10 protein-coding genes and 1 tRNA gene are annotated in these 14,236 nt (G+C 58.8%); 5 read left to right on the forward strand and 6 right to left on the reverse strand.

The features are described from left to right. Positions 1–80 precede the first annotated feature (80 nt). The 3 genes from gstA (at position 81) to PS14A_RS13655 (ending at position 3,393) form a co-directional block, all read left to right on the forward strand. The gene (gene gstA / locus PS14A_RS13645) at positions 81–692 is read left to right on the forward strand and encodes a glutathione transferase GstA (RefSeq protein WP_212616459.1); all 612 of its coding nucleotides are present in this window, start codon (positions 81–83) and stop codon (positions 690–692) included. 72 nt (positions 693–764) lie between these two features. Continuing rightward, positions 765–1,145, forward strand: coding sequence for a RidA family protein (locus PS14A_RS13650; protein ID WP_101157158.1), 381 nt, complete (start codon positions 765–767; stop codon positions 1,143–1,145). A 259-nt stretch (positions 1,146–1,404) separates the two neighbouring features. Then, positions 1,405–3,393, forward strand: coding sequence for a U32 family peptidase (locus PS14A_RS13655; RefSeq protein WP_024013138.1), 1,989 nt, complete (start codon positions 1,405–1,407; stop codon positions 3,391–3,393). Between the two features lie 113 nt (positions 3,394–3,506). Here PS14A_RS13655 and PS14A_RS13660 read toward each other — a convergent pair. Further along, a tRNA-Gln gene (locus PS14A_RS13660) sits at positions 3,507–3,581 on the reverse strand. 307 nt (positions 3,582–3,888) lie between these two features. Here PS14A_RS13660 and PS14A_RS13665 point away from each other — a divergent pair. Continuing rightward, entirely contained in the window at positions 3,889–4,923 is a 1,035-nt protein-coding gene (locus tag PS14A_RS13665; protein WP_212616460.1) for an alpha/beta hydrolase, read from the forward strand. 344 nt (positions 4,924–5,267) lie between these two features. Here the strand turns inward: PS14A_RS13665 and PS14A_RS13670 are convergent, their stop codons facing one another. The 5 genes from PS14A_RS13670 to PS14A_RS13690 form a co-directional block, all read right to left on the reverse strand. Then, the gene (locus PS14A_RS13670; RefSeq protein ID WP_212616461.1) at positions 5,268–8,393 is read right to left on the reverse strand and encodes a hypothetical protein; all 3,126 of its coding nucleotides are present in this window, start codon (positions 8,391–8,393) and stop codon (positions 5,268–5,270) included. Positions 8,394–8,448: 55 nt separating this feature from the next. Further along, a complete protein-coding gene (locus PS14A_RS13675; RefSeq protein ID WP_212616462.1) occupies positions 8,449–10,029 on the reverse strand; it encodes a hypothetical protein in 1,581 nt (526 codons plus the stop codon). A 337-nt stretch (positions 10,030–10,366) separates the two neighbouring features. Then, entirely contained in the window at positions 10,367–11,392 is a 1,026-nt protein-coding gene (locus PS14A_RS13680) for a GlxA family transcriptional regulator (RefSeq protein ID WP_130911891.1), read from the reverse strand. Positions 11,393–11,484: 92 nt separating this feature from the next. Beyond that, on the reverse strand, positions 11,485–12,645 hold the full coding sequence (locus PS14A_RS13685) for a radical SAM/SPASM domain-containing protein (protein WP_212616463.1): 1,161 nt from the start codon (positions 12,643–12,645) through the stop codon (positions 11,485–11,487). Between the two features lie 123 nt (positions 12,646–12,768). Continuing rightward, a complete protein-coding gene (locus PS14A_RS13690) occupies positions 12,769–13,662 on the reverse strand; it encodes a LysR family transcriptional regulator (protein ID WP_212616464.1) in 894 nt (297 codons plus the stop codon). A 115-nt stretch (positions 13,663–13,777) separates the two neighbouring features. Here PS14A_RS13690 and PS14A_RS13695 point away from each other — a divergent pair, with 115 nt between their 5' ends. After that, positions 13,778–14,176, forward strand: coding sequence for a RidA family protein (locus PS14A_RS13695; protein ID WP_212616465.1), 399 nt, complete (start codon positions 13,778–13,780; stop codon positions 14,174–14,176). The last annotated feature ends 60 nt before the right edge of the window (positions 14,177–14,236 follow it).

Genomic DNA, 14,236 nt, shown 5'->3' on the forward strand with positions numbered 1-14,236 from the left:
ATACGCTAGCACTGCAAATGACCTTTGCGGAAGTTTTGCCCGCAGGGGATCGTGGCGCCTCCAATTTCAAGGGACTTGCCATGAAACTGTACTTTGCACCGATGACCTGTTCGCTCTCCCCGCACATCGTCCTGCGCGAACTCGGCTTGTCGTTCGAAATGATCCGCGTCAACAACCAGACCAAACGCACCGCTGACGGCCGTGACTTCCGCGAGATCAATCCGAAAGGCTACGTGGCCGCGCTGCAACTGGATAACGGCGAAGTGCTCACTGAAGGCCCGGCGATCCTGCAGTTTCTCGCCGATCAAGTCCCCGGGAACGACTTGGCACCTGCCGCTGGTACGTGGGATCGCACACGTTTGCAGGAGCATCTGAACTTCATCAGCTCGGAGATTCACGGTGCCAGCGCGCCATTGTTCAGCGGCGAATTTGCGGAACCGGTCAAAGCGATTTTTCGGCACAAACTGTACAAACGGCTGGATTACCTTGAGCAGACGCTCACGGGTCAGGACTACCTGATGAACACGTTCGGCGTTGCCGATGCGTATCTGTTCACTGTGCTGACCTGGTTGCCGACGTTCAACATCGATATTTGCGAATGGCCAACTCTGGCTGCGTACATGCAGCGCATCGGCGCGCGGCCCAGTGTGCTTGCGGCCATCGCGGCGGAAGCAGCGACTTCGCCAGTCTGAACGCGCGCGGGCCATGGCCGGAGGGAATCTGTAAACTGGCGCGATCTTCATTCACTCGAACAAGAGAAGCGCATGGCCAATCAAGACATCACCTTCACGCCCGATCCGGACACTGACTCGATTTCGTCCGACGTCGCCACCTTCGGCGGGATCATGGTCTCCACGCAGATCCCGACCCGCGCCGATGGCAGCCTGGAACTGGGCGGCATCACCGAGCAGAGCGAGTGCACGCTGCAAGCGCTGAAAGTAGCTCTGGAACGCGCCGGCAGTTCGATGGACCGGGTGCTGCACCTGACCATTTACCTCACCGACATGGGCGATCGCGCGGCTTTCAATGAAGTGTACAAACGCTACTTCGCCAAGCCCTGGCCGGTGCGGGCGGCGGTAGGCGTGGCCTCGCTGGCGGTTGAAGGGATGCGTGTGGAAGTGACGGCGATGGCCGCGAAAGGCTGATCGAATTTGCGGATGTCACTCAATGATTTTCGGATGACACACCGCTTTCGCGAGCAGGCTCGCTCCCACAGTGAATGTATTCCGGCCCGAATCTAACCCTGTGGGAGCGAGCCTGCTCGCGAAGAGGCCGGCACATTCAACACAATAGCCTGCCGAACTGACTCGATCACCAGCCACCATCGGGCAGCACACACGTGCCCACCAAGCGTTTCACGGGTAGAATGCGCCCCTTGCCCGTGACCGCCTGACTAAAAAAACTATGTCCTTGCCCAAGCATCACCTGGAATTGCTCAGCCCTGCCCGCGATGTCGCCATCGCCCGCGAGGCCATCCTGCATGGCGCTGACGCCGTGTACATCGGCGGCCCGAGCTTCGGCGCGCGCCACAACGCCTGCAACGAAGTCAGCGAAATCGCCGAACTGGTCGAGTTCGCCCGCCGTTACCACGCGCGTATTTTCACCACCATCAATACCATCCTGCACGACAACGAACTGGAGCCGGCGCGCAAGCTGATCCATCAGTTGTACGACGCCGGTGTCGATGCGCTGATCGTCCAGGATCTGGGCGTGATGGAGCTGGACATTCCACCGATCGAGCTGCACGCCTCGACCCAGACCGATATCCGCACCCTGGAGCGAGCGAAGTTCCTCGATCAGGCCGGTTTCTCGCAACTGGTACTGGCCCGCGAGCTGAATCTGAAAGAAATCCGCGCCATCGCCGATGAAACCGATGCCGCCATCGAGTTCTTCATTCACGGCGCGCTGTGCGTGGCCTTCTCCGGCCAGTGCAACATTTCCCACGCGCAAACCGGCCGTAGCGCCAACCGTGGCGACTGCTCGCAGGCGTGCCGCTTGCCCTACACCCTCAAAGACGAAAAGGGTGGCGTGATCGCCTACGAAAAACACCTGCTGTCGATGAAAGACAACAACCAGAGCGCCAACATCCGCGCCCTGGTCGAGGCCGGCGTGCGTTCGTTCAAGATCGAAGGTCGCTACAAGGACATGGGCTATGTGAAGAACATCACCGCCTATTACCGCCAGCGCCTCGACGACGTGCTCGAGGATCGCCCGGACTTGGCCCGCGCTTCCAGCGGCCGTACCGTGCATTTCTTCCTGCCCGATCCGGAAAAGACCTTCCACCGTGGCAGCACCGATTATTTCGTCACCGATCGCAAGATCGACATCGGCGCCTTCGATTCGCCAACCTTTACCGGCCTGCCGGTCGGTACGGTGGAGAAAGTCGGCAAGCGTGACATGCAGGTCGTCACCCATGAGCCGCTGTCCAACGGCGATGGCTTGAACGTGCTGGTCAAGCGTGAAGTGGTGGGGTTCCGCGCCAACATCGCCGAGGCCAAAGGCGAGTTCGAAGAAGACGGCGAGAAGCGCTATCGCTACCGCGTCGAGCCGAACGAAATGCCTGAAGGCCTGTTCAAGCTGCGCCCAAGTCATCCGTTGAATCGCAACCTCGATCACAACTGGCAACAGGCGTTGCAGAAAACTTCTTCGGAACGTCGCGTGGCCCTGAGCTGGTTCGCCCGTCTGCGCGAAGAACAGCTGGAAGTGACCGCGACCAGCGAAGAAGGCATCAGCGCCAGCGTCACCCTCAACGGGCCGTTTGGTGTCGCCAACAAGCCTGAGCAAGCGCTGGAGCAATTGCGCGACCTGCTCGGCCAGCTCGGCACCACGCAGTATCACGCCACTGACATCAAGCTGGATGCGCCGCAAGCGTTCTTCATTCCCAACTCGCAGCTCAAGTCCCTGCGCCGCGAAGTGATCGAAGCGCTGACTGCGGCACGTGTCGCCGCGCATCCGCGTGGCAGCCGCAAGGCCGAAACCACGCCGCCGCCGGTGTACCCGGATTCGCACCTGACCTTCCTCGCCAACGTCTACAACCAGAAGGCGCGCGACTTCTACCACCGTCACGGCGTCAAGCTGATCGACGCGGCGTATGAGGCTCACGAAGAGCCAGGCGAGGTGCCGGTGATGATCACCAAGCACTGCCTGCGTTTCTCCTTCAACCTGTGCCCGAAACAGGCCAAAGGCGTCACCGGTGTGCGTACCAAGGTCGCGCCGATGCAGTTGATCCACGGCGATGAGGTGCTGACGCTGAAGTTCGATTGCAAGCCGTGCGAGATGCACATCATCGGCAAGATGAAAGGCCACATCCTCAACCTGCCGCAGCCGGGCAGCGTGGTCGGCCACATCAGCCCTGAAGACCTGATGAAAACCATCCCGCGCGCACCGCACTGATTGACCGGCGTGCGCGGTGCTTCGGCGCCGCGCAATCCCGGCTGGCTCAAGCGCGGTAAATCGCAGGCATAAAAAAACGCCAACTTCTTGCGAAGTTGGCGTTTTTTCGTAGATGGCAGGGGCGGCTGGATTCGAACCAACGCATGGCAGGATCAAAACCTGCTGCCTTACCGCTTGGCGACGCCCCTGTAGCTCTGGTCAGCGGCTCCGTTAGGATCGCTGTGAGAACGGGGCGCAATTTAACAACATTCATTTCGTTTGGGAAGCCCGAGATGAAATATTTTTTGTTTTAAAACAGCGACTTATTATTTTCGCGCGAAAACAATGGGTTTCGCCTCCGTGTATCACACTGTGTACGCGCCCCGCCGCCATACACGCCCTTGCAAAACTGCCGTGCGGGGACACACAACGGATACCTCGCTACGCTTCAATGCACCCAGGGTTTCAAGGGTTCATTCAGCCCCTTGGCCACAGGCTCGCAAAGGAGACGTCAGCATGAAACAGGCTCTGCACACTTCCAAAATCATCCACGCGCTCGGCTTGTCGGTCCTGGCGCTGTCGCTGTTCGGCGCTGTCGGCAGCGCTCAGGCGCAAACCACAGAACCGGCTGCCGTCAGCTATTCCGCGCCCTCGCCTTTCGGCCCGCTGAAGCACATCAAGGCTGGCTTGCTCGACGTGGCCTACGCCGAAACCGGTCCTGCCGATGGCCCGGTGGTGATTCTGCTGCACGGCTGGCCCTACGACATTCACAGCTACGACGAAGTCGCCCCACTGCTGGCTGCCAAGGGTTATCGCGTGCTGATGCCGTATGCACGGGGGTATGGCGACACGCATTTCCTGTCCAAAGACACTCTGCGCAACGGCCAACCGGCGGCGCTGGCCAGCGACGTGATCGACTTCATGGACGCGCTGAAGATCAAACAAGCGGTACTTGGCGGCTACGACTGGGGCGCGCGTTCGGCTGATATCGTCGCAGCGCTGTGGCCTGAACGTGTGAAAGCGCTGGTGGCAGTCAGCGGCTATCTGATCGGCAACCAGGCCGCAGGGCAAAACCCACTGCCACCAAAAGCCGAATTGCAATGGTGGTACCAGTTCTACTTCGCCACCGAACGCGGCCGCGCCGGCTATGAAAAGAACACCCACGACTTCGCCAAACTGATCTGGCAACTGGCGTCGCCGCAGTGGAAATTCGACGACGCGACTTTTGATCTCAGTGCCAAGGCGTTGCAAAACCCCGATCACGTCGAGATCACCGTGTTCAACTACCGCTGGCGCTTGGGTCTGGTGCAGGGCGAAGCGAAATATGCCGCGCTGGAAGAGAAGCTGGCTACTGCACCATCGATCAGCGTGCCGACTATTACCCTGGAAGGCGATGCCAATGGCGCGCCGCATCCCAAGCCTGAGGACTATGCCAAACGGTTTACCGGGAAGTATCAATTCAGGTTGATTGAGGGTGGGATTGGGCACAATTTGCCGCAAGAGGATCCGAAGGCGTTTGCGCAGGCTGTGATCGATGCGGATCGGTTTTAAGTACTTCAATTTTCCTAGCCTTAGCATGTACTAGGCACTATTGCATGCCGAGCTGGCTCATCAGACGCAAACACAAGTAACGAGGGAAGAGTCCTCCAGTCCCAATGCGCTTGACGGAAACATCACCAATAACTTCCGTTAGAGGCAATACTTATATTGCTGACAGTCCATATCAGAAAACAAGTTATCGCGAGGCAATCAACAGTATGTAGTTTTCTTAGAAATGCTTATTGCCCAAATCTCTCTATCAAATACCTAGCATGCGAGCAAATCTCAAACACCTTGCCGCGAAGGCGTTTGAGATGGGCTACCTTTTTAAGTCAACGCCTTTCAGCGCCAATTTTTTATTTAGCATTTCTAGGGCGGTACGCCAAGGTTGCAAGCGTCCAATCTATGCTTCCGTTCCCTACACCCTGTATACCAGAACCTCCGGAAGGAGTGGGTATACGGCCGTTCGCTTCGCAGACCGGCGCTTGCCAAGCTGGATGGCCCGCTTGCTGAGGTATATACCAATAAAAATATGACTTTGGTGGGTTTAACTGTTGAAAGCTAGCGCACATGGCGGTCCAATTAGCGTCATAGGAAAAAAAACTTGCCCCCACGCTATTTTTCCAAGCCGTGGCCTGCGAGTGCGATATTTTTTGTTGATTGCATACCAACTCATACACATTTCTACATATAACATCGTAATTTACCTCTCCGCTCTTGGCGTCATGCACTTTGATGGTTGCCGTACCAATTCCAGTTGAAATAACTCGACCGGTTGCCGGGTCAACGGACGCGACTGTGGAATTCGATGAGCTGTATTGGTAGGGGGGCGCCCCCCCCTCTGCTTGTCGGACTTGAAACGAATTCGGATGTAAGTACACCGATTTCTGGAAGGGTGGTGCGTAGGGGGCTGGCGCTGGGTAAAACTGAGGCCCATCAAGGACCATGTCGGTGGTATCTATTTCCAACGGGACAGATGCGTTGACAGTATAGGTCCGACTCTGGAAAGTCACCGACTCCGCCTCCAACTGGCTGCCACCCAGCCCAGCCTTGAACTCCACGCTCAAGTCACTGCCGTCTTTCAAATTTTTCAAAGTGGCGAGCAGGATCAATTGCGTCCAATAACCCTGATTGATCCACGTCTGGTTGGTTTTTCCGCTAGGCGGCAGCCAAAACGCTTGGGTGTAGGGGCTGTCATCGCTGTTGGTGCCGTGCACCCGCAGCCAGACGTACTGCCCCAGCGCAATCAGTGGCCAGCTGTTCACCCGCAGGGTCGCGTCGGCAGTCAACTGACTGATGTCCAACTCCGGTCCTGCGCCGCTGTTGGCCGCCTCCAGGATCAGGGGTTGGCCCATCGCAGGGTCTTCCTGAGCAATCGGTTGCACAGCCAGGATAAAAGGCTTGGAATCCTGTGGCGTGCCATTGCGGATCACCGTATAGGTCACCGTCACCGGCCTGTTCAGGTTAAGCGCCACCACCGAGTTCGGTAGCGGGGTCTCTTGGGCCTCTTGCTTGGTTACGAAGATGGGCGCGGTGGTGTGACTACCGCCTCCTGCCGTGCCGGCCCAGGTCACGCTCAGTTGCGTGCCGATCATGTTGTCGTAGGCCGGGATGAGCGCAGTCAGCGTATCCTTGGCCGCAATCGGATTGAGGCTGTTGTCGATGGCCTCCTTGATTCCGGGCGGATCCAGTTCCACCGCACTGCCGATCAGCAGCGGTTGCTTGGCCGAGGCCGGCAGCGGTTGCCCGCCGCGACTCACGATGTAAAACGCCTGCACCGTCTGGCCATTGTTCAGGTCGACGTAGGTTTTCGCGACCGGAAATTCCACTTCCTTGCCGCCCCAATTGGCCGGGATTTGGAACCAGTCGGTGAAGTCCAATAAGCCGTCCCAGTGAATATCGATGCGGTCGGCGGTTTCCATGGGGCTGTAATTGACCCGCACGGTGGTACCGTCTGCCGGCACGTCTTCCGGATCCAGGCTGTCGCCCTGGGCGTAATCGACCGTTGGTTTGGGCAACTGGGCTCCGAGGCCTTTGACTTGCAGCGGCAATTGATTGGACGACAGGGTTTCTCCGCCGCTTTTGGTCAGGGTGAAGCTGACGGTAACGGTGCCGCCTTGCAGCGGTGTAATGTAATTCAGCGGGATACGGCGCTCGATGCCATTGGCCGCACCGCTGCCGGTCACCGGGATGGAGACGGTGTGCGGCAGGTTGGCGCCGCTGGCGGTTTTGCCGTCCGATAGCAACAGGATCGTGTCGCCGGCCTCGATCAGATCATGTTTTTCGATGCGCACCAAGGCGCCTTCGGCCGGCAGAATCGATGGATCCAGCACATCGCCTACAATCCCGGCGACGCTCGGTGCCGGCAGTTGTTCGACCTGGCCGATGATTTGCACCGAGGTCCGTCGCGAGCGCCGGGGTGTGCCGACAAGCGGAATTACCTCATAACGCACCACGGCATTGCCCTGGGCAATGGCCCGGACCTTGTCGTTGGGAATATCGAAATCAAGTGGCCAGCCGATGTCTTCGGTCTTCACTTCCTTATCGAGTTCCACCTTGACTTCCAGGCCTTCGGCGGTGTAGCCGAGCCAGTACAGGTACACCCGATCGCCCGCATCCATACGCTCGTTGTACACCGGGGTTTGCACCTTGGCATCCTGGTTGCCCAACTTGACCAGCTCGATGACACCGCTGACGGCATCCACCACACGCGGGGCGGCGAGCAGGTTCTCGCCGGCCTCGACATCGGTAGTGACATGCAGCGACCAGCGTGACCAGTTGTTGACCTCGTCACGGATGTCATAGCGCACGATGACCCGGCCAGGGGCGGCGATCAGCGAACCCTTTTCCACCCGAAAATCCACCGGTTTGCCCACCTCGGACGTGGTCAGCGGCGGGTGCGTCTGGCGCTGACCGCCCCAGTCGCACTGGATGATGTCGCCGACGGCCATATTGTCGTAGACGCCACAGGTCAGGGTAATGCCGGGTTCGGCGATGGCGTCATCGATCAGAGGCGGGACGCCGGTGGGCGCGCGCAGGTTTTCGTTGATGTATTCGGTGCCGGCATCGTCACCGGTATTGCCGCCAGGGAGCAGGCGCTTGACCTTGACCGTGGCCGGCGGTGAGGGATCGGTCTGGCCGCCAATCGCAGCGGTGACAAAATATTGGTAGGTGTGCAATCCGTCGGCGTGTTCGAGGATGTCCGCAGGGTCGACATCCAGGGGGATGACGCCAGTGCTCAGATGATTGGCATCGACCGTGGCGCTCTTCGCCGGCAGTTCCTGCCACTTCAGTTCGACGAGGTCATTAAGTTGTACGGCGCCCGGCTGGAGGACAATCTGCACTCGCACCGGGCTCTCAGGATCGTTGAGGTCTTGCCAGCGCAAGCCACCGTTGGCAATCGCGGCTGGGATGGAAGGCGCATTGAGCGCCAGCGGCTTGTTTTCGATGAGCGCCGGGACAGACATTTCTTTGATGGTCATGATTACATTCCTTGTGAAAGTCCAGCGCGGCGACATGCCTCACTGTAGGGCAGCGCTAATAAAACTCCGGGCACCAACTGTCACCCGGCTTCTTGACGTCGCAATTCACTCGTTTGTTGCGCGAGGTCGTCGGCCCGCTCGCGTTGCTGACAATCACCCGAGCCTCAACACTTCCCCGGCTGCACACGGCAAAGTGGTGCCGCGCCGGCACCGCGAATTCGAAGTGACCGCGCGTGATATCGGCCTCTGTCATCACAGAGGGTGGCTGCGGGTTGTAGGACGCTCTGGGGACTGGATTACCGCCGACATCCAGCGTGTCGTAGCCGACGAAAAACAACTCGATAGCATCGCCCACGGCGGCATGGGCGTAATCCAGAGCAACCCGAACCGGGTTATGCAAACCGCTCGGCCCCTCAATCAACTCGTTGAGGCCAATCGCGCCGTTAACGTTGACCACGGGAAACGCCGGCTCCCGGATAAACCCGTCGCCCGGTAACTGGCCGGAACCGATAACTGTCGCGGTGGCAATTGCGGACTGTCCGATCGGCAGGTCACCGCGTTTCACTTCATAGGATGCGCGAACACTGCTGCCGGTAATGAACAGGTTGTTAGGCACCGGCATGACACAACGCTGCAGTTGCCCGCTGCCATCCTCCTCGATCACGCCGTGGAACGAATACGACTGACCGGGGGGAGTGACGGTGATCAGGCCATCGATGCTGTCATTCACCGCAAAAGTGGGCGATGTCGGATTCACGATGACCGACAGAGGCCTTCCCTGAAGTTTGTCGCGATCAATGATCTGCGCATCGTCGGTTTCGTCATTGGGATTTTCCCGGAAAATCGGCGCGTGAAACGCGACTCTGTCGACGTCGACGTTAGCGACAATCGCAGCGGACTCACGGCTGTTCTCGGTAGGATTGTTCAGTTGCGAGATCACGGTATAGCGGATTTCGAACAAAGGGCTGTTACCCGCTTGTTCAAGCATGGCTTGAGTCAGGGTAATGATGATCGGCTTGCCCTGCTCTTGCGGCGTGAGCACATGGGTAAAACGTCCACCGTTAAGCTTCAGCAGGATTTTGTCGTAGGCATGATCGTGCGGGTAAGCCAGTGTCAGCTTTACCCCGGCAGCGGCCTCCTCCCGGCCAATCTGCGGCGGGTTGCCCAGTTCAGGCGGAAGGCTGAGTGCCAGTAAAGGATGGTCGCCAGTACCTGGAACATTTTTGCCGCCGGGCGGCTGATAGTGGTAAAGCGCCCAGGCGTGGGTCGACGGGCTGCTGTTGCCGCTACTGCGCTTGACCACGTAGTAGAAAACATTGATGCCTTCAACGAACAGCGACTCGGCAATGTCGAAAATCACAGGCTGGTCAGGCACGTCAGGAACGATGACATCAACCAGCAGCGGGACTACCTCATCCAGTGCCATTGTGTATACCGATATCGATTGGTACTCCCCCCTCGGAGGGTCGATACGTGCCGAGGTTGCGCTGACTTGTGGAGCATTATCCTTGAATGCGCTGTGCGCCAGGCCTTCCAACGGGACTCCGCCTGGCACATCCGGCTCGACAATTACCGGGGAGATGCCCGCCTCGAGCTTGATGGGGAACAGGGTTGAATCTAAGTCGAAGTCCGACATGGGGGCGTCCTTGTTTGCAATTCGCTGAGCGTGCAATGCCTGGACGCTATTACCCCTCGGGGGTGTTGCGCTGTCTACTGTCAGAAATTACAGGTAGGCGGGGTAATCCGACGGATGGTCGTTCAGCCCCAAAAGCCCCTCACCCTAGCCCTCTCCCGGAGGGAGAGGGAACTGATGGGGAATATTTGAGATTTACGCCGACCTGAAAGGGCTGTATTGAATCCGAAATCGACATCCATCTTTCAGGTCGATGTACAGCGCCAGACACCTCGGTCGGCTCCCTCTCCCTCTGGGAGAGGGCTGGGGTGAGGGTTTTTGCGGGTTGTACCGGCTGGTCCTATTTAACCAGCCGCTTCTCCTTCGAAGGCCGATAACCAAAGTAAGAGCTATAACACTTGCTGAAATGGCTCGGTGAAACAAAACCGCACGCCACCAGCACTTCCACCTGCGACAGCTCGGTGTGTTGCAGCAGGCGCCGTGCTTCGGTGATGCGCAGTTCCAGGTAATAGCGCTGCGGCGTGGTGCCCAGTTGTTCCTTGAACAAGCGCTCGAGCTGGCGCCGTGAGCGGCCGGCGTAGACCGCCAGTTGTTCCAGCTCCAGCGGTTCTTCGAGGTTTGCGTCCATCAGTTTGATCACTTCACGCAGCGGCGCGCTGACGCAGATGTTTTCATCGGGTTTGATCCGCCGATAGCGCGACTCCTCGAAAGCAAGGATGTCTTCGATGCCCTCGACCAACGCCTTGCCGTGCAGGCCCTTGATCCAGTCCAGCGCCATGTGAAAGGCCCCGGACGGGCTGGACGCAGTGAGGCGGTCGCGGTCGATCACGTAGGGTTCGCTGCTGACATGGGTGCTCTTGGCGATCTCGGTGAGTGCCGGGCGATGTTCCGGGTGGATCGAGCAGCGATAGCCATCGAGCAAACCGGCGCGGCCGAGAAACCACGAGCCGTTCCACAATCCGGCCAGGCTCACGCCCCGCTCCGCCGCGGTCTTGAGCAAGCCGATGAATTCGTCACTGGCGCGCAATTCGGTGCGATAACCGCCGCACACTACCAGCAAGTCCAGCGCCTGAAGCGCAGCAGAGTCCAGGCGCGCGTCGGGGCGGATGACCAGGCCCAGATCGCTGATCACCTCGCCATCTCCAAGGCCGAAGGTGCGCGACGAGAAAAGTCCCGGGCGCAACAGATTGGTGGTGACTACCGTGTCCAGCGCCTGGGTGAAGGCCGGCAGCGAAAAGTGTTCAAGCAAGAGGAAACCGGTGCGGGTCACGCCGGTGTTATCGGGGTTCTGTTCATTCAGATAGCGAAGGTTCTTGCCCTTCATGCCACCGCTGAATTGACGTCGTTCAATCAAGGTCGGGTCCATCGGTCGTTGTTATGCGCCGATAGTTGGCTTGATCCGGCAAAGAGTCAATCACGCCTGCGCAGCGCGTGATCGACTGCTACTCCGCTGTCGCTTCAGAGCACCGAGAAAACCCCGGCACCGAGTCGTCCTTCCAGACGGCCACACAGCACGTAATGTTGATAGCCGCTGCTGAACGAACCGTTGGAAACCGCCACCCTGACGTCGTCATTCAAGCGAAGGTATTGGGCTTCATCGAAGTCCTCGGCACTGACCTCACCCGCGCGGCCCAGTTGCAGGCTGTCGATGGCCAGCCCCTGACTGTTGAGGCGTTCGAAGTCGACGATGCGATTGACCGCATGCCGCTCCAGAACGCCCTGATTCGGAAACATCGAATAGATGTGCAGGCCTTTCGACGCGCAGCGGTTGCACATATCGACACAGTTCTGCTGTGTGGATTTGCGCCGCGTCAGTTCATCGAGCGGCATGTCGAGGTACTTGCCGACCTGGTATTCGGTCTGGTTGAAGATGGTGCAACACAGGACAGTATTGCCATTGCAGTCGATCACCAGCCAGTCATCCTTGAGCATGCAGGCTTGCTTGGGATAATGCTGAACGACGTTGATCAGGTCATCGTAAGGCGGCAGTGCAAGGCGTGTCAGGGTCTCATGGTCGGTTGCCGTGACAGACGGATCGCGCTCGACAATCGCCAGGGCTTTCTCCAGCGGCATCATCACCGAATAGCCCGTGGTGAAGACAAAGCCGAGACGCTCACTGAACTCGCGCATCAAGGCTTCTTCGTCAATGTTGTCCAGATAACGGTGGTAATAGACATCGACACGGGTCTTGAGCCCCAGCCGTTGCTTGATCTCGTGCAGGGCGAGCATGTTCTGCTTCACAACTTCGATATCGCCGCCGGCATGGCCCTTCTTGTAGGTTTCCTGATGAAACCCGGACAGCGAGATACGGAAATAGGCCGGCTCGGCCAACAGCACCTTTTCCATATTTTTCGAAAGATTCAAATTGGTGCTGATGCCGCTGGCCATGCCGGCGGCATTGATGATCTCGATGAACTCGCCGATCTTCGGATGGACCAATGGCTCGGTCCAGTTATACAGGAAGATCGAACGCACGCCCTCTGCCTTGGCCTTCTCGACGATCTGGCGGAACATCTCCAGTTGCATCGATTTCTTGTAATTGAGGTTTTCCGAGTTGCCCATCGGACACGAAGGACAGCTCAGATTGCAGGCACCAACAATATCGATATACATGTTCATTGCAGGCGAAGCTCCTTGATGGGAACACCACGCATCTCATCACTGCATGGGTTCCGGCCGTCGCTTGTGTTGGAATTTTGACGGCTGTGCGGCACCAGCAAGCAATAACTGCACCATGTGAAGCTATGCCATCAAGTGCACGATCCAATCGATAAATACCCGCAGCTTGAGGCTCACGTGTCGATTGGGCGGATAGGCCAGATAAAGCGGCATCGATTCAAGTTGCCAGCCTTCAAACAATTGCACCAACTCGCCACGCGCCACATGGGCGTCAGACATATACGTTGGCAACCACAACACGCCCATGCCGGCCAGCCCCGCCGCCAGATAGGCGTTGCCGTCATCCACCGCAAGCACATGCCGGCCCTTGATGTGCAACTGCTCAGCACCGTTGTGCAAGGCGTAGGGCAAAGGTTTGCCGGTGCGCGCCCAGAGGAAAGCGACCACGCGGTGATGGGAGTCTTGCAGTTCCAGCGGATGCTCAGGCGTCCCTTCGCGGGCCAGATATGCCGGCGCGGCGAAAACACCCAAGGGCAGGTCGGCGATCTTGCGCGCCATCAACGATTGATCGAGCAGCTCGCCGCCGCGCACCACGCAATCGACGTTCTCATCGATGATGTCGACGATGCGGTCGCTGACGCCCATGTCGATCTGGATGTCCGGGTAGCGCGCATGAAAATCCGGCAAGGCCGGCACCAGAATCAGCCGCGCGAACGGGCTGGGCACGTCGATGCGCAAGCGTCCACGTGGCCGTGCAGCGGCGCCGGGCAGGCTGGTTTCGGCGTCGTCCATGTCGGCCAGCAGCTTGATCACCCGCTCGTAATACGCCGCGCCATCGGCGGTGACGTTGACCTTGCGCGTGGTGCGGTTGAGCAGCTTGACCCGCAGCCGCGCCTCCAGTTGCTGGACCAGTTGCGTCACCGTGGTCTTGCTCATGTGCAAGGTTTCGGCAGCCTTGGTGAAACTGCCCGCCTCGACCACCCGGGCAAAGGCCTGCATCGCATCGAACCGGTCCATCCGCGCCCCTCGATTGTTTGGAATCTGCAAACAGTGAACGCCAAGCTTGCGCGTTTATCCGCGCACTGCAAATACCTAAAGTCGTTCCCATCAACTCACTGATGGAGTCAGCCCCATGTCCAAGCGCGATGTAGTTTTCCCACCCGCCCGCCACGCCCTGTATGAGCGTCACCGTTATTCGCCGGCGATTCGCTCCAACGGCTTTCTGTTTGTCTCCGGACAAGTCGGCAGCCGCGAGGACGGTTCACCGGAGGCCGATCTGCGCGATCAGGTGCGCACCGCCTTCAATAACCTCAGTGCCATCCTCGCCGCGGCCGGTTGCACTTTTGATGATGCGGTGGATGTCACGGTGTTCATGGTCGATCCGCACTCGACCTTCGAAACGATCTGGAGTGTGGTGCCGGAGTTCTGGGGCGAGGCGCCGTTTCCGACGGTAACGGCTGTTGGCGTGACCTGGCTGGCGGGTTTCGATTTCGAGATCAAGGTGATTGCCAGACTGCTCGAAGCGGCTTGACCGGAACGGCACACAAACAGACACAACGCGCCGGCACGGAGGCTGGCCAATCTCCTCGCG

It is taken from the genome of Pseudomonas sp. 14A (genome assembly GCF_018132745.1).
Lineage (GTDB): Bacteria > Pseudomonadota > Gammaproteobacteria > Pseudomonadales > Pseudomonadaceae > Aquipseudomonas > Aquipseudomonas mercuritolerans.